The sequence below is a fragment of the Bifidobacterium sp. ESL0790 genome (genome assembly GCF_029395435.1).
GTDB lineage: Bacteria > Actinomycetota > Actinomycetes > Actinomycetales > Bifidobacteriaceae > Bifidobacterium.
This window is the reverse complement of record NZ_CP113915.1, coordinates 1084628-1105190: the sequence shown is the minus strand read 5'-3', so window position 1 is coordinate 1105190 and position 20563 is coordinate 1084628. Positions and strand designations below refer to the sequence as shown.

The following is a 20563-nucleotide window of genomic DNA, read 5'->3' as shown; positions in this document are numbered from 1 at the left end:
ACATACCGCGCCCCTAGTCCCTCAGCGCCTTGCCGGTCATCTCGAGGAACACGTCGTTCAGGGTCGGCGGGTTCGAGGAGACATGGCCGATGTTGGCGCCGGAACGTTCCAGGAGGTCGAGGATGTCGACCAGATTACGCTCGCCGGGTCTGCAACGTACGGTCAGCGTCTTGCCGTCGTAGTCGGCGTCGACGATGGTCGGCAGTCCCTTGAGATCGGCAAGTGCCGTGTCGGCGAGATCGAGTGTTTCGATGAGTATGCGGTCGCCGGTGGAGACCATTGCCTTGAGCTCGGGCACCGTGCCTTCCGCGACATGGCGGCCGTGGTCCATGATGAGTATCTGGTCGCAGATCTGCTCGACCTCCTCCATGTAATGGCTGGTATAGACCACGGTCGCTCCAGCACCGTTGAGGCGCTGAATGCCTTCTAAAATGGCGTTGCGGCTTTGCGGGTCGACGGCCACGGTCGGCTCGTCGAAGAAGATGAGGTCTGGCTTGTGCGCGATACCACAGGCGATGTTCAAACGGCGTTTCAATCCCCCGGAAAGCTTCTTTGGCCGATATTTGCGGAAATCGCCAAGTCCGACAAGCTCGATGGCTTCGTCGACAAGCGGCTTGTGCTGCTCCTTCTTCGGCACATAGAGCGAGCAGAAATAGTCGATGTTCTCCTCCACCGTCAGTTCTTCAAGCACCGCGACATCTTGCGGCACCAAACCGATGCGAGCTTTGAGCGCGTAGGCGCTCGGCGTCATCGGTTCGCTAAAAATCTTGATATTCCCCGAATCGTAAGTCAAAAGCGCCAGGATGCAATTGATCAGCGTGGTCTTGCCGCTGCCGTTGGGGCCGAGCAAGCCGAATATCCTGCCTTGCGGCACGTCGAGGTCGAAGTCGTCGAGCACCAGATGGTCGCCGTAGCGTTTGACCAGATGGCTCACCTGCAGCGCGGGAGCGGCGTCGGCCCCGGCCGGGTCATGTCTCATATCCATATCAGTCACCTATTCAGTATCCTTTAGGTTGTGGTTGGTTGTCGATTCCATTCTCACCCGCCGGCGCGCACCGGGCATGATGAGTGTCGTCATGTTCTTGGGCCACGATGGTGACATTTGTCATCTCTTTTTCGCCTTCGCCGCGCCGTTTCAGCGTTATTAACATCACCGAACCAAAACTCGGCACATAGCCTGGGTGATACCCTCGAATCGTGAACGGACGATATCGTGACGATGCGGCGCGGGTGGCGTTGCTGGCGTGCTGCGCCCTGCTTGAGGCGGCACGGCAACGCGGTTCGTTCGACACGAAGGCCATCGCCGCGCTGTTGTTGGCGCTCTGCTGCTCCGCTCTGACGCAATGGCTAGGCAACACCGAGCAGACTCTGGGAGCCAAAATATCGTCCATTGCATGGCTGCCATCCGCATTATTCTGCATTCCCGCGTTACTACTGCCTGAGTTTCTCGCGTTCATGCCCCTGCTTGCCTTCGACGCGATGACGACCATGCCGAATCAACCCAAAACGACGGTGCCGTGGCGCACGTTGCTGTGGTGGTGCTGGACGATTCCGCTGATACGAGCGTATTGGACGTATCAGGCCGCTTCGCCGTCGTTGTCGAAAATAATCCGGCAGACCGCCATCGGCCCCATGTTGTGCGCCGCCATCATCATTCTGTTCTCTTGTCTCTCGGCGCTTCTGGGACACGTCTTGTCGGTCTCAGACGCCGAACATCGCACGTTGCTCGCCCTGCAGGACAACATACGCATGGCCCGCCGCCGCAACAGGACGCAGGTCGACTCTCTACGTGAGCAGCAGGAGGAATCGACCCATGTGGCCACTTTGCGCGAGCGCACCCGCATCGCGCGCGAGATTCACGACAACGTGGGCCATCTGCTCACCCGCGCCCTCATGCAGACGCAGGCGGCAGGCGTGGTGGCCAACGCCGCCGGAGAGAGCAATTCCGCCAAACAACTGGAAGGCATCGGCGCGAGTCTTGATGAGGCGATGACAATGGTACGACGCTCCGTGCATGATCTCGAGGACGACGGTACTGATTTCCGGGCGCAAATTGCCGACGCCGTGCATGTCATGGATTCGGCACGGCCTGATTTTTCAGTCACATTGGACTGCGACGTGGATGACGCTCCCGCTCCGGTGGCTCGTTGCCTCACCGCCGTCATCCGCGAGGCGCTGACCAACGTGGTGCGTCATTCCGACGCCAGCCATGCCACCGTCTCCCTGCATGATTATCCGGCGTTCTGGCAGCTCGCCGTGTTCAACACGACCGAAACCAAGCCGTCCGCGAATCTAGGCAACGAAGCGGGCAATCGCGATCTTCGAGGTATGGGATTGTCCGACATCGAACAGCGTGTCCACGCCCTAGACGGCACCTCGCTGTGCGGCCCGTACCGCGATGGCTGGCGCGTCTTCGTCTCGCTGCCCAAGGAGCCGTGGACAGACGCGGGCGCAGAAGGCAATTCGGACATGAAAACAAATACGATCAAGAACAACAATCTGTCGGCGAAGACGGATAGCCACAGGAACAACATGGCGGGTGCTGGAATGAACACGACCAACACCCAGCATGCAGATATGCGAACCCGCGCGAACACGGAGGAAGAAACGGCATGAAAACGGCAATCGTCGACGATGATCCCATTGTCTGCTCCTCGCTCACCACGATTCTCGAGGCGACCAACGCCGCCGAGGTGCTGTGGACGGCGAACGACGGCGAGACGGCCGTGACGAAGTATTTCGACAACCCGGCAAACCACCCCGATGTGCTGCTCATCGATATCCAGATGCCCGGAGTCGACGGACTCGAGGCCGCACGGCGCATCCTCGGCCGCGACAAGGCCGCCCGCATCCTCTTCCTCACCACCTTCGACGACAAGGAATGCATCGACCAGGCGATCGCGCTCGGCGCCAAAGGCTACCTCATCAAGCAGGACGCCGCTTCCGTAGGCCCGGCATTGCAAGCGGTGATGGCCGGCCAGGTCGTCCTCGGCGCGCAAGTGCTGGGCAAGCTCTCCGCCGCAAACGGGAGCAACATCAATACCTCAAGCGAAGCTAAACGCAATGCCGATAGCCTGACTTCGTTCAATACTTCATCAACCATGCCTTCTGATGGCTTTGCCAGTGTTCCCGTTTCGGCGTTCTCAACATTGAGTCCCCGCGAACGCGACATCGCCCGCCTGGTCGCCCAAGGCCTCGACAACCGCGACATCGCCGCCCAGCTCTATTTGAGCGAAGGCACCATCCGCAACCGCATCACCGACATCCTCGACAAGCTGTCCCTAGCCAACCGCACCCAGCTCGCCATAGCCTGGCTCAACGCCGGTCAGCGCTAGCGTTTTCACCCCTTAGTAACGGATTAATTCCATTCACCCGGTTGTATTTGTGTACCAATACGAAGCGAATTAGGTTGGATAAGTCTACTATTTTGAGAAAAATAAGGTTGGATTTATCCTACATTCAGCTCAATAACGGGTTGTATTTATCCCCAAAATATGCCAGAATAAGGTTGTATTTATCCGTTTGGAGGCTCATGATGGCACTGTTTCGTAAGGCTTACCAGCAATTGCTGGATTGGAAGAACAATTCTACTTCTCAGGCATGTCTCGTCACCGGCGCTCGTCAAGTCGGCAAGACCTTTATCGTCGAAGAATTCGGTCAACAAGAATACAAACATTTCGTCCATCTGGACTTCATTGCGCAGCCGCAAATCCTCGATGCTTTCAATACAGAGCAAGGCTCCAGTGAGCTGTTCATGGCCATTTCCGCGTTTGCCGGAGCGGATATGGTTCCGGGTAACACCCTGATTTTCATTGATGAGATACAGGAATGCGACAAAATCGTCACGGCAATAAAATACCTGGCGCAACGCAACGGCTATGATTTCATTCTTTCTGGTTCGTTGCTTGGCGTCGAGCTTAAGGACGTTCGCTCATTCCCTGTCGGATATCTGCACCTTATCGAAATGTTTCCCCTTGATTTCGAGGAATTCGTAACAGCAAACGGTGTTGGAAAAGACATTCTTGAAAACGCAAAATCAGCATTTCAAAATCAGCAACCCGTCAACCCCATCGTACACAACAGGCTTATGGACCTCTTCCATCAATACCTCATCGTCGGAGGCATGCCACAGGCGGTCAACGAATTCGTAAACACTCAAAACCTTGGTCAGGTCAACACGCTTCAGAACGATATCTTGCGCCTTTATCGCGCCGATATCACAAAATACGCCCGAGAGGACAAACTGGCAATCCGCGAGGTCTTCGACCAGATGCCGGCACAACTCAACTCACAATCAAAGCGATTCAACTTCAGCGATATTGCTCCAAAAGGAACGTACGAGCGTTATCGAGACGATTTCCTGTGGTTGGTCGACGCGGGTGTCGCTCTGCCCGTGCGCAACGTGAAAGAACCACGCACACCACTCAAACTGGCAGAAAATCGTCAATATTTCAAGCTTTTCTTTAACGATGTCGGCCTACTCGCCGCCGCATGCGGCATGCAGGTCACCCGTAGCATCATCAGCGACAAGCTCGGGGTAAATTACGGTTCTATTTACGAAAACGTTGTTGCCGAGGAACTTCATGCCCACGGCCATGAGCTTTATTATTATCGCAACAAAAAGTTCGGAGAACTCGATTTCGTCATCGACACACCGATATCGGGAGCAATACCGATCGAGGTCAAATCAGGCAAGGATTACAAGCGACATAGCGCCCTAAGCAACGTGATGAAAGCTCCGAATTGGGACATCGACCATGCCATCGTCTTGTGCGAGGACAACCTTTCGGTAGCGGATAATATCATCTATTGCCCTGTCTACATGGTCGCGTTTTTATAGGTTCATGATCAAATCAGACGTCAATAAAAAATGTAGACACTGACAAAAGCTAAAATCTTACGCCCACACAAAATCGGCATCGGAGCCGGCGCCGATCTCGAAATGGTATTTCGCGATTCCTAGGTCGGTGTGGGCGCAGGGGCCCAAGCCGGCCTTCGCTGACACCTTGCGGCCGTCGGGCTGCAGTGTGAAGACGAATTTCTGCTGGTTGAGCGAGGTGGGCGCAAGCAGCGCGGCCTCGACGCCGCGACGGAACCAATCTGGTGTCGCCATTCCCGACGGAACCCGCGCGACCTGGTCGTAGCGCTTGGACTTGTGCTGGTGGCCATGGTTGACGCCGTAGCCCAGCACAATGGCGAAGCGGGGCCGCTCCCCTTGCTCGAGCTCCACATGCTTGGAAAGATGCCTGCCGAACTGACGCACCCAGCCGGTGTCGAGCCCAAGCTGCGTGGCCCGCAGCAGAACGTGGGCGCCATAATAGCCGCAACGCTCCTCCCAATCCGGCGTGCGGTCGGAGACGATGGCGACGACGTTGCGCGCGCCCTTGTAGATGCCGTAATCGGTGAGGAACCCCTCGAATGCGACCGGGTCGTTGAGCTTGAGCTGCATGCTCAAGTCGCCTTCGCGATTGCATTCGTCAATGGTCTTTTGAAGTTCGTCGGCTATATCCTGCGGAATCGGCTTGTCGGTATAATGCCGAACCGCATGCCGTACCCGAATCGCTTCGCTCAGTTCCATCATCGTCCCTCGGCTTTCTTCATAATTGGGCCATATTGGACCACTCAACATCTCTCAGTGGCTTCAATATGTCGGAAACGGCACATAAGCGACATAAATAGGCCACTGACACTCGCCAAGCGGCCCGAATATGTCCGAAATGACACATTTCGACATAAATAGACCGCTCACTATCACTGAGTGGCTTCAATATGTCGAAAATTGCAAGTACCGCCATAAATAAGCCACTGACACTCGCCAAGCGGCTTATTTATGGTGCTATTGACGCGACGCCGCATGGGGGAGCTTGGCATTCCTGCGGCTGAAGTTACTTCACCGCTTTTTCGGCGGCGCGAATCTTATTTTTGGTGTCGATGTCCATGGACTTGCTTGAGCCACTCTCGCCGGTGGACAGCGCGGCGACGAACGCCTCCTGCGGCACCTCCACATGGCCGAGCATCTTCATGCGCTTCTTGCCGGCCTTCTGCTTCTCGAGCAGCTTGCGCTTTCGCGTGATGTCGCCACCGTAGCACTTGGCGAGCACGTCCTTGCGCAGGGCGCGGATGTTCTCGCGGGCGATGATGCGCGAGCCAATGGCCGCCTGGATGGGGATCTCGAACTGCTGGCGCGGGATGAGCTTCTGCAGCTTCTTGGTCATCATCACCCCGTAGCTATACGACTTGTCGCGGTGAACGATGGCGCTGAACGCGTCGACCTTCTCGCCCTGGATGAGGATGTCGACCTTCACCAGGTCGGCGCTCTGCTCGCCGTCCTCATGGTAGTCGAGCGAGGCGTAGCCTTTGGTGCGGCTTTTGAGCTGATCGAAGAAGTCGAAGACGATCTCGGCCAGCGGGATGCGATAGTGCATCTCGACGCGCTCCGGGCTCAGGTATTCCATCGTGCCCATCTCGCCGCGGTGATCCTGGCAGAGCTCCATGACCGAACCGATGAACTCCTTGGGCGTGATGATGTCGGCCGCGACCATGGGCTCGACGATCTGCTTGATCTTGCCGTCGGGGAACTCGCTGGGGTTCTTGACCTCGTGCACGGTGCCGTCCTCGGCGGTCACCTTGTAGGTCACGTTCGGTGCCGTGGAGATGAGGTCCAGCCCGAACTCGCGGCTCAGGCGCTCCACCACGATCTCCATATGCAACAGGCCGAGGAATCCGCAACGGAAGCCAAAGCCCAGCGCCACGGAGGTCTCAGGCTCGTAGGTCAGGGCCGCGTCGTTGAGCTTGAGCTTGTCGAGCGCGTCGCGCAGCTCGGGGAACTGGGCGTTGTCGATCGGGAACAAGCCGGCGTAAACCATCGGATGCGGGTCACGGTAGCCAGGCAGGGGCTCGGTCGCCGGGCGGACGGCCGAGGTGACGGTGTCACCGACCTTGGATTGGCTCACGTCCTTGGCGCCGGTGATGATGTAGCCCACCTCACCCGCGCCGAGCGCCTGGGTGGGGGTCATGTCGGGGCTGATCACGCCGATCTCGATGGGCTCGTGCGTCATGCCGATGCCCATCATGTGCACCTTCTCGCGCTTCTTGAGCTCGCCGTCGACCATGCGGATGTAGGTGACGATGCCGCGGTACGAGTCGTAGACCGAGTCGAAAATCAGGGCGCGCGCGGGAGCCTTCGGGTCGCCGTGCGGAGCGGGAATCTCCAGAACAATCTGATCAAGCAGGTCCTTGATGCCCTCACCGGTCTTTCCGGAAACACGCAGCACATCGGAGGGCTTGCATCCCAACAGGTTCGCGATCTCCTCGGCATGCTTATCCGGTTCGGCGCTAGGCAGGTCGATCTTGTTGAGCACTGGAATGATGGTCAGATCATCCTCGATGGCCATGTAGAGGTTGGAGAGCGTCTGCGCCTCGATGCCCTGCGTGGCGTCGACCAGCAGCACCGCTCCCTCGCAGGCGGCCAGCGCGCGCGAGACCTCGTAGGTGAAATCGACGTGGCCCGGGGTGTCGATCATGCCGAGCGTGTATTCCTTGCCGTCGAAGTTCCACGGCACGCGCACGGCCTGCGATTTGATGGTGATGCCGCGCTCCTGCTCGATGTCCATGCGGTCGAGGAACCGGTCGCGCATCTCGCGTTCGGGCACGATGCCGGAAAGCTGGAGGATGCGGTCGGCCACGGTGGACTTGCCGTGGTCGATATGCGCGATGATGCAGAAGTTGCGGATCAGTGATTGGTCGGTAAATCCCGGTTTGTTCTTCGACTCAATCACTGAACGCACTCCTTCACGCACTCGAAACCCGCGGGAAACCAAATGGTTCCGCGTCTTGACATACTTTCCCCATTCTATCGGCTAAGGTGGGCAAAGCGGAACGGCGCCAAGTCGGGTGAACGCACGCCAATATCGCCATGAAGTGTTATCATTACTTTTTGTATGTCCTTAAAAGAAAACGTTGTTTGGAGAAATTGTGGCAAACATTAAGTCGCAGAAGAAGCGCGTTCTGACGAACGAGAAGGCGCACAAGCGCAACGTGTCCGTGAAGTCCGGTCTGAAGACCGCGATTCGCAACACGCGCGAGGCCATCGAGTCGGGCGATAAGTCCGCCGCCGAGGCCGCCTACAAGATTGCGGGCCAGAAGCTCGACAAGGCCGCTGGCACGGGCGTGATTCACAAGAACCAGGCCGCCAACCGTAAGTCAAGCCTCGCCACGGCGATTAACGCCCTGTGAGCCTTCCGCTTTAGGCATCGACCTTAGGGTCAGTAAAACTCCTCCGGTTTCCAGGATTTCAATGTCCTTTGGAAACCGGAGGAGTTTTGTTATTACACCGTCGACCCCGCCATGTCGGAACCGTGGCTCAGAACGAAATCCTGGTCAGCGCGAAGAAGAGGAACGCCGCCAAGGTGAAGATGAACAGCGGTGAGCGCCAGCCTCGGTAGGTGTGCTTGGGGCTACGGTTGCGACGGTACCAAGCCGTGACCTTGTCCCTGTTCACCACCACCAACACGATGGCGACGACGAAGAAGACACCATCGAACGTCCACTGCGCCACGGTCTGCATGGGCTCGGCAAGCAAGCCGAACAGTCTGCCGACTCCTTCACAAATCACGAGATTGTAGAAGATGTGCATGCTCATCAACCACGCGACGGAATACTCGCTGGCCATCCAACCGAGCACCAAGCCCCCCAGCACGGCATTGAATCCTTGGCTGATGTCGCCATGGATGAAGCCGAACAACAACGCTGACGTTACGATGGCGAAAATTCTGCCATAGCGTTCCAGATTCGGCATCACAATGCCACGCATCAGCAGCTCCTCGATCACGGGTCCGACAAAACCCAACGAAAGCAAACCGAAGATTGAGCTGCTCACCATCTGGTCGATCTCGTCGCCATTGCTATGTTGCGACCATCCCAACAAATCCAGCGCGCTTTGGAAACCTTGGGCGAACAGGTCACCGACCGCCGCGAAAGCCAGCATCGCGATAAGCGAGCAGAGCCACATCCGCCAGTTCATCGGTTTTCGGGATGAGAGACGTATCGTGAAACGGATTGACCTTGAGCCTTGCGATTTGTCGATATAAAGCTTCCGACACGCCAGCAGCAGGACGAGGATGGCGATCGGCTCGCTGACGGTGCCGACCACGGCGTCTGTCTTCTCTACCGGCATATGGCCAAGCATGGCGAAAACAACACCAATCACCTGCAACACGAGCCACAGCACTATGAAGCCCCAGATGATCGCGGCCTGGTGCCCCACATCGTGGCGTCTTTGCTCGTCTGGACTCAACGGTTTGGCTTCGGCTTGCGGCTGCTGGAATGGCGCAGGCGGGTTGGAAGGTCCACCTTGAACATTCGGTGCAAAGGCAGCTCGTTCACTCGTTTCTCCTTCTGCAGCAATGGCGTTCCCACCACTTTCACCGTCAACGCCGTCAATACCATCAATGCCATCGGCATGGCCAGAACCACTTAAACGGTCACCGTCTGCTTGATAGCCAGAGCCACCTAAACCTTCATCGCTTTCTTGGTAGCCAGAACCATCCACGCCATTATCTCGGTTCATATTGCCAACGTCATTCATGTCGTGTGAATTGTATGAGTTGTTGGGGTCTTGTGGCGTGTTCGCCATATTCAACCCACGCAAGCTCGCCTTGCCTTCCGTCGCCTTCTCCCCTGGCTCGACCATGTTCCCCTCCGGTTCTCGACTGTGAAACAATATATTCAAAATAGCATATCCGTATTGATATTCATAATTTATTTAATGTTTATCGTAAACTTCTTGTTGTTTAGTGATATGATACTGCTTGAAATCATACCCCACATGCAAGCAAAGGAGCACCGCAATGTACGAGACGAACAAGGTGGACACCTTCATCAGGTACGCGGCCAAGGTCTGCGAATGGCTCAACATCATCGCCGCCCTGTGGTTGCTCCTGCTCATGCTGTTCCTGGGCGTTTTCGGCAGCATGCCCTGCCCCGCGACCTTCAGCAACGACAAGCTGCCGTCGATCTACGGATTCACGCTCGACGCGACATTCGCCACCGCCACGCAGCACAAGTGGATCCTCTATTGGTACACCCTTGAGGGCATCCTCATCCTGCTCGTCTTCGCGTTCGCCCTGCGCAACCTGCACGATGCGTTCAAGACGATGCAGAGCGAGAGCGACGAGCACGAGGCCACACCGTTCAGCAGCGCCATCACCAAGAACATCCACTCCATCGGCGTATGCCTCATCGTCGCCGCCGTCATCGATTTCATCATCGACGCTAGCATGGGCGCCCTCGCGGGTTGGGACGCGGCGTCGGGTTACGACATCATGGACGGGGTGGACATTGACGGGGAAAGCGGCGGCTTCACCTGGCTCGTCATCGGACTGCTGATATTCTGCATCGCGCGCATCCTACGTTATGGAGAGCAGCTGCAACGTGAGCACGACGAGCTGATCTGAGGAGGGCGACGATGACACTCAACAGGCAGTCCGATTCCGCCAGCGGATCACCAGGCCAGGATTCCTCTCCTGATCAAAGTTCGCCGATAAATGAAACCGGCAACGATATTACCAACGAAACCGTCTCAGACACGGGGAACCTCGACCCGTCCGCGTTGACGTACGACCAGAAGGTGGCCTTGGCCCAGCGACAGCACACCACCATCGACGCCATCACCAATCCGGCTCCCGCCGAGCTCAAAACCAAGGAGCCGCGGGGCAGCATCATGCTCGAGCTCGACAAGGTGATGGTCGACCGGCACATGTCGCTCAAGGAGCTGGCGGACGAGGTGGGCATCTCCAACGTCAACCTCTCGAAGATCAAGAACAACCGCGTGGCCGCCATCCGGTTCAGCACGCTCGCCGGCATCTGCGAGGCGTTGGAATGCCAGCCCGGCGACATCCTCAAATACCAGACCGAGAATGAAGATGACTGAAGGATTCTAAAGAGTCAGGGAGCCCATTACCTATCAACGGCACAGGACCTACTTGTCGGCGTCAGCTTTCGTGTCTTTGCCCTCGTCCTTTTCCGGCAGTGGCAGGATCATATGATGGCGTTTGACGGCTCCGGGCACCTTCCAGTCGAAACGCACGGAGAGCACGCGCAGGATGACGACGAAGGCCACGATGGCGATATCGCCCGCCACCTGGAGCGCGAACGAGATATGACCGCCTTGGTACGCACGGGTGACGAACACGGTCAGAATGCTACCGATCAGCGCGGGGACGGTGTACCAGTGGCTGTCGCGGATGACCGCCGGCACGTCGTTCAGCAGCATGTCGCGGATGAGCCCGCCACCGATGGCCGTGATCAGTCCCATAAAGACGGCCGTCATGCCCGACATATGGTAGATCAGCGCCTTCTGTGTGCCGTTGACCGCATAGAGGCCCAACGCCAGCGCGTCGAGCGCGACCATGGTCCATTTGAGCCGGTCGACCTCCGGGTAAATCACCGTGACGGCCACGCTGGTGAGCAGCGAGGTGATGACCAGGCCGCGGTCGGAGACGCCGACGGGCGGGAACACGCCGAGCAGCACGTCACGGATGATGCCTCCCCCGAGGCCGGTGAGCCAGACGGTGATGAGGATGGCGATGAAATCGTATTTCTTCTTGACGGCGCATAGCCCGCCCAACAAGCCGCAGCAGAAGGTCGCGATGTATTCGATGGCCCAGAAGAAGGCATTGCTTTCCAGCGCCAATTGCATACCGCACACCCTTCATTTCCGTGGCCGATGACCAATAAGCAGGATATACCAGATTGGCGCCAAATTCCACGCCAACACGGCCGTCAGCGGCTCTCCCCTGCCTGCGCATAACAACGTCCGTCGTCCACGACGCGAATCGCCCCGCACGCGACTTCCGTTCGAAAACGTGTCGCATGCGGGGCGATCCATCCAAGCAATAACCCAGATGACTGGTTGCCGAACACTGCCGAAGTCCAAGCCAATCGGTCAGTCTCCGGCGTGAGGTCTCAGCAGACCTTCCACATCCAGTCGTGCGGATCCTCAATCTCGCCAAGCTGGATGCCGAGCAGCTCGTCACGCAGCTTACAGGTCAGCTCGCCGGAGCCGCCGTCCGCGACGGTGACATCGAACTTCTCTGACTTGAAGCGGCCGATAGGCGTGATAATCGCGGCGGTGCCGCAGGCGAAGACCTCGGTGACCTCGCCGGACTTGATGTCGTCGAGCAGCTGGTCGAGCTTGATCATGGTCTCGACGACGTCGCGGCCGTGGTCCTGGGCCAGCTGGATGAGCGAGCGACGGGTGACGCCGGGCAGAATGTTACCGGTCAGCGACGGGGTCTCCAGGTGGCCGTCCTTGTGGACGGTGAACATGTTCATGCCGCCGAGCTCCTCAAGGTAGGTCTTGGTGGCCGCGTCGACGAAGCAGACTTGCTCGCAGCCGTGGTCGGCGCCGCGGTACTCGCCCAGCAGGGACGCCGCGTAGTTGCCGCCGCACTTGGCGAAACCGGTGCCGCCGGGGCCGGTGCGGAACCACTTGTCCTCCACCCAGATGCTCACCGGCTTGACGCCGCCCGGGAAGTACGGGCCGGAAGGCGAGGCGATGACGCAATAATCAACGGTCTGTGGTGCGCGCACGCCAAGGAACGCCTCAGAGGCGAACATGAACGGGCGCATGTAGAGCGTGTATTCGCGGCGGGTCGGCACCCACTCGACGTCCTTCTTGACCAACGCGGCCACGGAGCCCAGGAAATCATCCTTGGAGAGCTCGGGCAGATAGAGGCGCTTGGAGGAGTTGGCGAAACGCTCGGCGTTCGCGTCGGGACGGAAGAGCCAGGTGCTGCCATCGGCGTGGCGATAGGCCTTCAGGCCCTCGAAGCACTCCTGGGCGTAATGCAGGACGGAGGCGCCCGGTTCCATCGCGAGCGGGCCGTAGGGCTCGATCTTCCGATCGCCCCAGCCGCTGTCCTTGTGCCAGACCATGTGGGTCATGTTGTCGCTGAAGAGCTGGCCGAACGCCGGCTTGTCAATGAGCTTCTTGCGCTCTTCATCGCTTGCGGGATGGGGGTTTGGCATGACTTTGAACGGCTCCGTGAGCTTGTTCAACGCTGCTGGATCATGATGGGTTTGCTCAGTCATTTTCACTTCTTTTTCACTGCGACCGCCTTGCGGCCTGCGGATTGTTTTCGCCGTGAGCTTGTGGCTGCGGACTATGCTGCCACTTTCGCACATTGACCCAAGGCTATGAGTGAAAAGGTTCACATACTGAAAAGGCCCACCCGAAGGTGGACCTTTCACATTGATATTCATCCGTTCGCGCCAATGGATTCGCCATGCCACGAAAGCACGATGGCCCCGGCTTGGCGGACGGACGGAGATTCGGACGAAAAAGCCTTACTTCTCCTCGGCGTCGCCGTCGGCCGCATCGGCGTCGCCCTCGGCGGCTTCGCCCTCGGCGCCCTCGGCGGTCTCGCCCTCGGCACCCTCGGCCTCTTCGCTCACGGCGGTGGTCGCGGTGGCGTCCTCCGGGATCTCGACGGAGACGACGGAGTCATCGTCGTTGACGTCGACGAACTCGACGCCCTCGGGCAGCTCGACGTCCTTGGCGAAGACCTTGTCGCCGTCCTGCAGGCCGTCGACGTTCACGTCGATACGCTCGGGGAGGTTGGCCACGTCGGCGCGCACGACCAGGGTCTGCATGTCGACGAACGCGACAGCCGCGCCCTTCGGGGTGCCCACGGCGAAGACGGGCACGGTGACCTCGATCTTCTCGCCGGCCTTGACCTCGTAGAAGTCGATGTGCTCGACGATGCGCTTGACGGGGTTGCGCTGCACGTCCTTGACGACGGCGAGCTTGGAATCTTTGCCGTACTTGATGGTGAACAGCGCGTTCGTGCGTCGCAGGGCGAGGGTGGTCTCCCTCATCGGCAGCTTGACAAAGACGGGCTCGTTGCCGCCGGCGTAGATGGTGGCAGGGATCTGCTGCGCAACGCGCATGCGGCGGGCGACGCCCTTGCCGAACTCGGTGCGGACCTCACCCGAAATCGTGATGGTGTTTGCCATGATGTTCTCCTTGGTATAACCGTTATATCTATCTGATATCGTTTCGTTGTTCCGGCGCACCGATGCGCCGAAGAAACGGTCCAAAAGGAAGACCCATCATTCAGCCCAGTCGATAACGGGAATCGCTTCCCCTCGCCAAAGCGCGACAGGCATTCAGACGTTATGGTCCGATACCCGCCAAAACAACATTTCTATAATACCAGCGTCGGCGACAAACCTGAAGCCGGAAACGACACACGACCACAACGAATACGCGATGATGCCGAAATGACATAAAAGATACCCCTTGCCCTCCCTCCTGCTTATACAATGGAGGCGTAACGGTTGCCTCGCGCCATTCCACCCGTCAAAGGAGTCCTCATGATTCAGCGATCCGCCAGCAAAGTCTGGGGCAAACGCCTGCTCATCGGGGCTTTGGCGGCAACGGGCGCGCTCTATGCCACCGCCGACTACCTCTTCAGGCTGACCCTCGAGCCACGTTGGAAGCACTCGATGCTTCACGGTGAGAGCGACGGCGCGCAACTGCCCGGCCTGAACCCCTCGCACACGCTCAGCCTCGACACCCAGGAGGAGGCCGAGGCGGCGGACTGGTTCGAGGACGCCAAACGCGGGGTGAGCCTCAACGCGGCCGACGGCACCAGGCTGCACGGCTGGATGCTTGATCCGGACTGTGCCAACCCCCAGCGGCATCTCTACGCCATCTGCTGCCACGGTTATTCGGGTGAGCCCGCTGAGATGGCGAAGTACGCTCACCGCTTCGCGCGCCTCGGATTCCGCGTGCTCACACCGGCCAGCCGGGCCCATGAGCTCAGCGGCGGGCACTATATCGGCATGGGCTGGCTCGAGCGGCATGACCTCATGCGTTGGATCGACAGTATCCTCTCCGAGGACCCCGAAGCCCGCATCCTCCTCTTCGGCATCTCAATGGGCGCCTCCACGATCATGATGACCGTCGGCGACCGGCACCTGCCCGAAAACGTCGTGGCGGCGGTGTGCGACTGCGGATTCCACGACGTGTGGCACCAGTTCATCCACAGCGGCAACTTCCTCTATCACCTCCCCGTGGCCCTGATCCAACCGGTTTTGGAGGTGATGAGCCTGATTTCGCGCCATCGTGCGGGTTACGACTTCCATGAGGCCAGCTGCGGGCCTTCGTTACGCCAGGCCAGCATACCGATGCTCTTCATCCACGGTGACGCCGACAAGTTCGTCGATCCGGCCTGCCTCGACGAGAATTTTCGCGACTGCGCGAGCCCATTCAAACGCAAGCTGCTCATCCCCGAGGCCAACCACACGATGAGCGCCTCCACCGACCCGAAACGATATTGGAACGCCGTCACCACGTTCGTCAGGCAGACGTTTGACCTGAAATAACGACCGAGGAAATTCCGCCGTCCGCGTCAAGTTGCAGAACCCGTATATATGAAACAGGACACTCATATATGAAGTGTCCATCCCGATGCGGTATCCGGAATTCCCTCGTTCTCAAAGCCGCCAAATACGCAAAACAGGCCATCGAAACACGCCTACGGCGCAACTCCAGGCTCGGTCGAAATGACCGCGATCCGGTCTGCCCAATAGCTCACAAAAGGCTCTATGACGCCGTTTCCTACGCTACCGTAAGGTGACGGGACCAACCAAATCCGCTAGTATTGGCGTTATCGAATCAAGAGAACGCTAATATTTGGGTCGAGGAGTACCACGTGTCCGTCATGAACTCGTTGAAAGAGCAAACGCTCAAGCTGAGCCAGAAGGCCTTCCATCTCGGAAGCGACTTCGTCCATCCCGTCAACAGCGAGGGCCCCGAGTCCCCCGATTTCAACGATGACAGGCATTTGGCCTCGATCAAGCCGGTCGATATCTCGTCGCTGCCGAAAAGCCACGAGTGGGGCCCCGGCTACCCGACCACGCTCTACGTCGACAAGGAGACCGGCCTGCTCACCGTCTCCACCGCCGGCAACGCGCCCATCGACGACGACATGTCCATCTACGACCTCTACGCCGAACGCTGCGAGCGTATGGGCGATGACCCGCTCTACACCTTCAAGGTTGGCAACACCTGGGTCACCAAAACCGCCAACGAGTTCCTCGCCGACGTGCGCGAGGTGGCCAAGGGCCTGATGCATTATGGCATCGACAAGGGTGACGGCGTCTCCTTCATGAGCCACACCTCCTACGAATGGGACGTGGTGGACGCGGCCGTGATGGCCGTGGGCGGCGTGCTCGCCACCATCTACGACACCGATTCCGCCGAGCAGATCCGCAACATCGTCAACAACTCCGACTCCCGCCTGCTCATCGTCGAATCACTCGACATGCGTGAGAAGGCCGACGGCGCCGTGGAGGACTGCCCCACCCTCGAGAAGATCTACACGCTGGAATCCGGCGCGCTCGACGAGCTCAAAGCCTACGGCAAATCGATCGACGACAAGACGCTCGACGAGCGCATCGACTCGATCAAGAAGACCGACCTGTGCTCCATCGTCTACACCTCCGGCTCCACCGCCGCGCCCAAGGGCGTGGAGATGACGCACGAGCACTACTGCACCACCGCGCTGAACCTGCGCGACTACATGCCCAAGCTTTTGAAGCAGAAGGGCAAGTCCGTGCTGCTCTTCCTGCCCCAGGCCCACACCTTCGCGCGCGCCGTCAACTACATCGTCGTCGCCAGCGACCTGCGCATCTACATCGCCGGCGGCATCAAGACGCTGATCGGCGACCTGCAGGTGGCCAAGCCCATCGTCACCATCCTCGTGCCCCGCGTGCTCGAGAAGGTCTACAACGCCGCCTCGCAGAAGGCCGGGCATGGTGCCAAGGGCGTCGCGTTCGCCGCCGCCGTGGTGGCTGCCCAGGAATATGAGCGCGAGATCAGCGAGACCGGCAAGGCCAGCTTCGCCACACGCGCCCGCCGAGCCGCCTTCGACCCGGTGGTCTACAAGTCGCTGCGCCAGGTGCTCGGCGGCCAGGCCGAATGGTTCGTCGCCGGCGGCGCCCCGCTCGACCCGGAGCTGCTCGCCTTCTTCCGTGGTGCCGACGTGCCGGCCTACGAGGGCTACGGCCTCACCGAGACCACCGCCCCCTGCGCCTTCAATCCCAAAGGCACCCCGTTCCACGAGGGCTCCGTCGGCGTGCCGTACCCGGGCTTCACGATTCGCTTGGCCGAGGACGGCGAGATTCAAGTCAAGGGTACTTGCGTCTTCCATCGTTATCACAAGAACGCCGAGGCCACCGAGCTCGCCTTCACGTCCGACGGCTGGTACGCCACGGGCGACCTTGGCCGCATCAGCGACGACGGCTTCCTCTACATCACCGGCCGCAAGAAGGACCTCATCATCACCGCCGGCGGCAAGAACGTGGCCCCCGGCCCGATCGAGGAGATCATCCAGCGCTGCTCCTTCGTCTCGCAGGCCCTGGTGCTCGGCGACAAGCGTCCGTTCATCTCCGCGCTCATCACGTTGGACGAGGAGTCCCTGCGCTCGTGGCTCGACGCCGCTGGCCTCGACCCGCAGATGCCCATGGAGGAGGCCTGCGAGAACGCCGTGGTGCGCGCCGAGGTGCAGAAGGCCGTCGACAAGGCCAACGAGGGCGTCTCCCGCGCCGAATCCGTGCGCAAGTTCATCCTGCTGCCCGAGGAGTTCACCCAGGAGAACGGCCTCTTGACCGCCTCCATGAAAGTCAAGCGCCCCGCGGTCATCAAGCGCTATGAGAAGCTGCTCAACACGCAGATGTACACCAAGAAAAAGAAGTAAGCTGACGTAGCTGTTTCTGCGCTGCAAGGCCGGATGGGTTGGATTCGTCTCCTGCCCATCCGGCCTTTCGTTTACACGCGGGAATAATCAGGGTAAATACCGAAACCAAAGGTATATATAAAATCCTCGCCCGGTGTTCTAAACCGAAGGCGAGGATTTTATGTTGTTATGGGCGTTTTGCTGATGTCACCATATTGCGAGCGTCAGAAGCCTAGGCGCTCCAGCTGCTTGGGGTCGGACTGCCAGCCTTTGGCGACCTTGACGTGCAGATCGAGCTTGGACTTCTGGCCGACGATGCGGTTGACCGCGGTGCGCAGCCGCTTCTTGACCTGCACCAGGTGCTCGGCGCGGTGGCCGATGATGATGGGCTTCTGGGAGTCGCGCTCCACGTATATGGAGACCATGACGTGGGCCTTACCGTCCTCGGTGGCGGGGTTGTCGGACTCCCCCGGCCGTTCGATGGAATCGACGACCACGGCCAGCGAATGGGGCAGCTCGTCGTCCAGCTCCTCGAGGAACGCGCCGCGCACCAGCTCGGCGATGGTGTCCTCGGGCCGTTCCTCGGTGACCTGGTCGTCGGGGTACATCTGCGGGCCTTCGGGCATGTTGTCGATGAGCACGCGCTTGACCTCGGCCACGTTGTCGTGCTCCAAAGCGCTGACCGGCACCAGTTCGGTGAAGTCGGCGAACTGGTTGATCTCCATGAGCTTGGCCATGAGCTGCTGGCGGTTGAGCTCGTCGATCTTGGTGACGATGGCGATCAGCGGCACCTTCCAGACGAACTTGCCGGTCTTCTCGTCCTTCCGCGCAAACTCGCCGCGCAGACGGCTCAGGATGCGCTTGTCGCCCGGTCCGATCTCCTGGTCGGCGGGCAGCAGGAACGCGATCTCGTCCACGTCGCTGAGCGACTCGTCGACGATATCGTTCAGGCGCTGGCCCAGCAGGGTGCGTGGGCGGTGGATGCCGGGGGTGTCGACCAGCACCAGCTGCGCGTGGTCGGTGGTGACGATGCCGCGGATGGCCTTACGCGTGGTCTCCGGGCGCGAGGAGGCGATGGCGATCTGGGTGCCGACCAAGGCGTTGATCAGCGTGGATTTGCCGACGTTCGGGCGGCCGACCACGGCGACGAAACCGGAACGATATGGTTGTGCGGACTTGATGTCCGTCTTCGTCGCGCTGGACGGTGTGGTCGTGGTCTTGGTCGTGTCAGTGGGTTCAGTCATGCGTGTTGGTTTCCTTTGCGTCCTTCATGGCGTTGTCATCGGTCGTGGTTTTGGTATTGTCTTCGTCGTGTTTGAGCGATACCGGCTCGACCACGATCATCGAGACCTTCTTGCGCCGTCCTGCCGAATCGACGGCGGTGAGCTTGAGGCCTCGGGTGACGGCGCTCATGCCGACCAGCGGCACGCGGCCGAGCAGTTTGGTCAGCAGGCCGTAGACGGTGTCGACGTCGTCCTCGTCGATGTCGACCTCGAAGATCTCCTCCAGGTCGGCGATGGGCGTGCGCGCGGGCATCTGCCAGGTGTGCTCACCGATCTTCTTCGGGTCGGTGTGCTGGATGCGGTCGTGCTCGTCCTCCAGCTCGCCGACGATCTGCTCCAAGGTGTCCTCGATGGTCACCAGGCCGGCGATGCCGCCGTATTCGTCGACCACCACCGCCACATGCTGGCGGGTGCGCTGCATCTCGTGGAAGAGATCGTCGACGGGTTTGGATTCGGGCACGAGCATAGGGTCGCGGCAGATACTCTCCATGGTGCGGGTTCGCGCCTCCGGGTTGAAGGCGGTGACACGCACGGCGTCCTTGAGATAGGCGATGCCCTTGAGGTCATCCACATCCTCGCCGATCACCGGGATACGCGAGAAGCCGGAACGCGAGCACAGTTGCAGGAACCGTTCCAGGGTCTCGCCGTTCTCCACGCAGATCATATCGGTGCGCGGCACCATGATCTCGCGGGTGAGCGTGTCGGAGAGCGTGAGCACATTGCGCAGCATCTCGGCGACCTCGGGGTCGAAATCATCAGCCTCCACCAGGCGATCGATGGTGGCGCGCCCCTGCTCGCGCTGTATCTTCTCAAGCTCCTCGTCGTCGGAGAGCTCCTTCTGCTCCTCGCGACGGCGCTGGGCCTTGTCCTCGCCGTTCTTGGCGAACGGGGTGAGACGCGCGGCCAACGAGACGACGCCGGCATAGCGCAGCATGACGTCCAGCGGCTTCGAGGCTCCCGTCGAGCGGGGACGGAGTAGCACGGAAACCACCGCAACGATCAGCGCGAAGACGATGCCGGAGACCAGCACGGCCCAGAACGGTGCACCGACCAGCATGGCGATGATGGCCACGAGCACGCCGTCGAAGACGTTGCAGGTGATCCTGAAGAAGGCGCAGGAGCCTGATGTGGCGTAACGGTCGACGATGAGGCGCTGGACCTTGTGGATCTTGCCGATCTGCTTGACCTGGGCGAGATGGCCGAGCTCCTCGTTGGTCTGCACCTCGAGGATGCGGTTGTTGAGGCTGGCGCGGGTCACCCTCGAGACGGCGGACTCGCTGGATGCCATGATCAGCGAGAGCCATACGAGCAGCGCGGCGATCACGACCAGAATGGCCATGGTGGTCACCGTCAAAGTGTCCATCTGCAACCCACATTCCTTTCGAAAAATATGTTCAAGGCAATCCTACGTCCCCGGCTCAACCGAGCTATCTCTGCCTTTGCTTTGTTACGACAATAGTGAATATTATCCGGCTTTCACCGTGAACGTTATGCGATATCAACGCGACTAAAACTTAAAGGCATCAAGCATTATCG

The 20563-nt window shown here is 59.5% G+C and carries 17 protein-coding genes; 8 read left to right on the top strand and 9 right to left on the bottom strand.

Annotated features, from left to right (window positions below; genetic code table 11):
* Window positions 1-13: 13 nt before the first annotated feature.
* A complete protein-coding gene (locus tag OZY47_RS04045) occupies window positions 14-985 on the bottom strand; it encodes an ABC transporter ATP-binding protein (RefSeq protein WP_277178985.1) in 972 nt (323 codons plus the stop codon).
* A gap of 212 nt (window positions 986-1197) precedes the next feature.
* Between OZY47_RS04045 and OZY47_RS04040 the strand changes: the two genes are divergently transcribed.
* From OZY47_RS04040 to OZY47_RS04030, 3 genes are all read left to right on the top strand, one after another.
* Window positions 1198-2616, top strand: coding sequence for a histidine kinase (locus OZY47_RS04040; RefSeq protein ID WP_277178984.1), 1419 nt, complete (start codon window positions 1198-1200; stop codon window positions 2614-2616).
* Complete coding sequence (locus OZY47_RS04035) at window positions 2613-3335, top strand: response regulator transcription factor (protein ID WP_277178982.1); 723 nt, start codon at window positions 2613-2615, stop codon at window positions 3333-3335. The genes OZY47_RS04040 and OZY47_RS04035 overlap by 4 nt, the downstream gene beginning before the upstream one ends.
* Window positions 3336-3532: 197 nt before the next feature.
* The gene (locus tag OZY47_RS04030; RefSeq protein ID WP_277178980.1) at window positions 3533-4840 is read left to right on the top strand and encodes an ATP-binding protein; all 1308 of its coding nucleotides are present in this window, start codon (window positions 3533-3535) and stop codon (window positions 4838-4840) included.
* Window positions 4841-4897: 57 nt separating this feature from the next.
* On the opposite strand, the gene OZY47_RS04025 is transcribed toward OZY47_RS04030, so the two are convergent.
* Both OZY47_RS04025 and lepA read right to left on the bottom strand, forming a co-directional pair.
* Window positions 4898-5581: a nitroreductase family protein gene (locus tag OZY47_RS04025; protein WP_277178978.1), complete on the bottom strand. Its 684-nt coding sequence runs from the start codon at window positions 5579-5581 to the stop codon at window positions 4898-4900.
* A gap of 304 nt (window positions 5582-5885) precedes the next feature.
* Window positions 5886-7778, bottom strand: a complete 1893-nt coding sequence (gene lepA, locus OZY47_RS04020; protein ID WP_277178976.1) for a translation elongation factor 4 — start codon at window positions 7776-7778, stop codon at window positions 5886-5888.
* 196 nt (window positions 7779-7974) lie between these two features.
* Between lepA and rpsT the strand changes: the two genes are divergently transcribed.
* Window positions 7975-8235, top strand: coding sequence for a 30S ribosomal protein S20 (gene rpsT / locus OZY47_RS04015; protein ID WP_277178974.1), 261 nt, complete (start codon window positions 7975-7977; stop codon window positions 8233-8235).
* Between the two features lie 127 nt (window positions 8236-8362).
* Here the strand turns inward: rpsT and OZY47_RS04010 are convergent, their stop codons facing one another.
* Window positions 8363-9691, bottom strand: a complete 1329-nt coding sequence (locus OZY47_RS04010) for a type II CAAX endopeptidase family protein (RefSeq protein ID WP_277178973.1) — start codon at window positions 9689-9691, stop codon at window positions 8363-8365.
* A gap of 157 nt (window positions 9692-9848) precedes the next feature.
* On the opposite strand from OZY47_RS04010, the gene OZY47_RS04005 reads away from it, so the two are divergent.
* Together OZY47_RS04005 and OZY47_RS04000 are read left to right on the top strand one after the other, a co-directional pair.
* On the top strand, window positions 9849-10454 hold the full coding sequence (locus OZY47_RS04005; protein WP_277178971.1) for a DUF2975 domain-containing protein: 606 nt from the start codon (window positions 9849-9851) through the stop codon (window positions 10452-10454).
* Window positions 10455-10465: 11 nt separating this feature from the next.
* Window positions 10466-10930 carry a helix-turn-helix transcriptional regulator gene (locus OZY47_RS04000; protein WP_277178969.1) on the top strand — a complete coding sequence of 155 codons (465 nt, stop codon included), beginning with the start codon at window positions 10466-10468 and terminating at the stop codon, window positions 10928-10930.
* Between the two features lie 48 nt (window positions 10931-10978).
* Here the strand turns inward: OZY47_RS04000 and OZY47_RS03995 are convergent, their stop codons facing one another.
* From OZY47_RS03995 to OZY47_RS03985, 3 genes are all read right to left on the bottom strand, one after another.
* Window positions 10979-11698 (bottom strand): TRIC cation channel family protein, encoded by a 720-nt coding sequence (locus tag OZY47_RS03995; protein ID WP_277178967.1) that lies wholly within the window; start codon window positions 11696-11698, stop codon window positions 10979-10981.
* Window positions 11699-11964: 266 nt separating this feature from the next.
* Window positions 11965-13092, bottom strand: coding sequence for a branched-chain amino acid aminotransferase (locus OZY47_RS03990; protein ID WP_277178965.1), 1128 nt, complete (start codon window positions 13090-13092; stop codon window positions 11965-11967).
* Between the two features lie 255 nt (window positions 13093-13347).
* The gene (locus OZY47_RS03985; protein ID WP_277178963.1) at window positions 13348-14016 is read right to left on the bottom strand and encodes a 50S ribosomal protein L25/general stress protein Ctc; all 669 of its coding nucleotides are present in this window, start codon (window positions 14014-14016) and stop codon (window positions 13348-13350) included.
* Between the two features lie 360 nt (window positions 14017-14376).
* Between OZY47_RS03985 and OZY47_RS03980 the strand changes: the two genes are divergently transcribed.
* Window positions 14377-15390 (top strand): alpha/beta hydrolase, encoded by a 1014-nt coding sequence (locus OZY47_RS03980; RefSeq protein ID WP_277178961.1) that lies wholly within the window; start codon window positions 14377-14379, stop codon window positions 15388-15390.
* A gap of 329 nt (window positions 15391-15719) precedes the next feature.
* Window positions 15720-17765, top strand: coding sequence for a long-chain fatty acid--CoA ligase (locus OZY47_RS03975; RefSeq protein ID WP_277178960.1), 2046 nt, complete (start codon window positions 15720-15722; stop codon window positions 17763-17765).
* Window positions 17766-17968: 203 nt separating this feature from the next.
* Here OZY47_RS03975 and era read toward each other — a convergent pair whose 3' ends face one another.
* Window positions 17969-18988 (bottom strand): GTPase Era, encoded by a 1020-nt coding sequence (era, locus tag OZY47_RS03970; protein ID WP_277178958.1) that lies wholly within the window; start codon window positions 18986-18988, stop codon window positions 17969-17971.
* On the bottom strand, window positions 18981-20390 hold the full coding sequence (locus OZY47_RS03965) for a hemolysin family protein (protein WP_277178956.1): 1410 nt from the start codon (window positions 20388-20390) through the stop codon (window positions 18981-18983). Before OZY47_RS03965 ends, era begins: the two co-directional genes overlap by 8 nt.
* Window positions 20391-20563 lie beyond the last annotated feature (173 nt).

Coding starts and splice junctions, on each gene's coding strand:
- OZY47_RS04000 (WP_277178969.1), top strand. CDS start 10,466: ATGACACTCAACAGGCAGTCCGATTCCGCCAGCGGATCACCAGGCCAG.
- OZY47_RS03995 (WP_277178967.1), bottom strand. CDS start 11,698: ATGCAATTGGCGCTGGAAAGCAATGCCTTCTTCTGGGCCATCGAATAC.
- OZY47_RS03965 (WP_277178956.1), bottom strand. CDS start 20,390: ATGGACACTTTGACGGTGACCACCATGGCCATTCTGGTCGTGATCGCC.
- OZY47_RS04025 (WP_277178978.1), bottom strand. CDS start 5,581: ATGATGGAACTGAGCGAAGCGATTCGGGTACGGCATGCGGTTCGGCAT.
- OZY47_RS04035 (WP_277178982.1), top strand. CDS start 2,613: ATGAAAACGGCAATCGTCGACGATGATCCCATTGTCTGCTCCTCGCTC.
- era (WP_277178958.1), bottom strand. CDS start 18,988: ATGACTGAACCCACTGACACGACCAAGACCACGACCACACCGTCCAGC.
- OZY47_RS03980 (WP_277178961.1), top strand. CDS start 14,377: ATGATTCAGCGATCCGCCAGCAAAGTCTGGGGCAAACGCCTGCTCATC.
- OZY47_RS04010 (WP_277178973.1), bottom strand. CDS start 9,691: ATGGTCGAGCCAGGGGAGAAGGCGACGGAAGGCAAGGCGAGCTTGCGT.
- OZY47_RS03985 (WP_277178963.1), bottom strand. CDS start 14,016: ATGGCAAACACCATCACGATTTCGGGTGAGGTCCGCACCGAGTTCGGC.
- OZY47_RS03990 (WP_277178965.1), bottom strand. CDS start 13,092: ATGACTGAGCAAACCCATCATGATCCAGCAGCGTTGAACAAGCTCACG.
- OZY47_RS04030 (WP_277178980.1), top strand. CDS start 3,533: ATGATGGCACTGTTTCGTAAGGCTTACCAGCAATTGCTGGATTGGAAG.
- OZY47_RS04005 (WP_277178971.1), top strand. CDS start 9,849: ATGTACGAGACGAACAAGGTGGACACCTTCATCAGGTACGCGGCCAAG.
- OZY47_RS04045 (WP_277178985.1), bottom strand. CDS start 985: ATGGATATGAGACATGACCCGGCCGGGGCCGACGCCGCTCCCGCGCTG.